Annotated in this window: 1 protein-coding gene; it reads left to right on the top strand. The window is 68.7% G+C overall.

The window, feature by feature from the left end; all coding sequences use genetic code 11:
* The first annotated feature begins 287 nt into the window (after positions 1 to 287).
* Positions 288 to 1,361, top strand: coding sequence for an ISAs1 family transposase (locus ONA70_RS36285; RefSeq protein WP_454557370.1), 1,074 nt, complete (start codon positions 288 to 290; stop codon positions 1,359 to 1,361).
* The last annotated feature ends 5 nt before the right edge of the window (positions 1,362 to 1,366 follow it).

The following is a 1,366-nucleotide window of genomic DNA, read 5'->3' as shown; positions in this document are numbered from 1 at the left end:
CAGGGCGATTGCATAGTCGGCCAGCGGGCCGTTGACCAGGAGTTTCGAGACGAGTTCGGCCTCTGTGGAGGCGTAAGGAACGGGTGAGGTCGCATCGGTGATCATGGAGTTGCGACGCTTCACGACTCCGAGGAAGACCTCACCCGCCGATGGCATCATCTCTCATCCCTGCACTGGCCGTAGCGGCACCCACCTCCATCGCCGAGGCCGCGCCAGTCACCGACGGTGAACACGGCGGGCTGCTGCACGCACTCGCCGCTGTTCCTGATCCACGCGACCCACGAGGCGTGCGTTACCCGCTGACCGCGCTGCTGGCGGTGGCGGTCTGCGCCGTCATGGCCGGGGCGTCGTCATTCGCCGCGATCACGGATTGGCTGCACGACCTGGACGAACGCGCCCAGAAACGGCTCGGGTTCACCACAGGAGTGCCGGTCGGCAGCACTGTCTGGCGGATCCTGACGCGCCTCGACGGCACGCTGCTCGGCAATGTCCTAGCCGGCTGGCTGCGCACCCGCACTCCCGTCGAGGTGACCAGGCCGAGGCGGTACCGCACGGTGATCGCCATCGACGGCAAGACACTGCGCGGCGCCCGAACGGGCGACGGTCGCCAGGTGCATCTGCTGTCCGCGCTGGACACCACCACCGGGATCGTGCTCGCCCAGGTCACCGTGGACGCCAAGAGCAATGAGATCCCGGCGTTCGCCCCGCTGCTCGACGCCGTCGAGGCGGTGCTCGGCACCCTGGCAGGGGTGCTGTTCATCGCCGACGCCCTGCACACCCAGACCGGGCACGCCGACGAGGTCACCGCCCGCCGAGCGCACCTGCTCGTACAGGTGAAGGCCAACCAGCCGACCCTGTTCAAGCAGCTCAAACGGCTGCCCTGGGCGCAGATCCCGGTCGGTGACCGGACCCGTGACCGCGGTCACGGCCGCCGCGAGACCCGCACCGTCAAAGCCGTCACCGTCGCCACGCCCGGCGGCATCGCCTTCCCGCACGCCCAGCAAGCCGTGCGGATCACCCGCACCCGCATCGTCGCTGGCAAGACCAGCCGCGAGACCGCCTACCTGACCGTGTCACTGCCCGCAGGCCAGGCTCTGCCCCGTGACCTGCAGACCTGGATCCGCCGACACTGGCACATCGAGAACCGCCTCCATCACGTACGCGACGTGACGTTCCGTGAAGACCTCCACCAGGCCCGGACAGGCAACGGACCCGCCGTCATCGCAACGCTGCGTAACACCGCGATCGGCTGGCACCGCATCACCGGCGCGACCAACATCGCCCGCGCCACCCGCCAAGCCAACCGCCGATCACACGACCTGATCACCGCCGTGACCAGCAGTTACCCCAGAACGCAATGACCCTG

It is taken from the genome of Micromonospora yasonensis (genome assembly GCF_026013475.1).
GTDB lineage: Bacteria > Actinomycetota > Actinomycetes > Mycobacteriales > Micromonosporaceae > Micromonospora > Micromonospora yasonensis.
The sequence above is the reverse complement of the archived record's forward strand: the minus strand, read 5'-3'. Positions and strand labels throughout refer to the sequence as shown.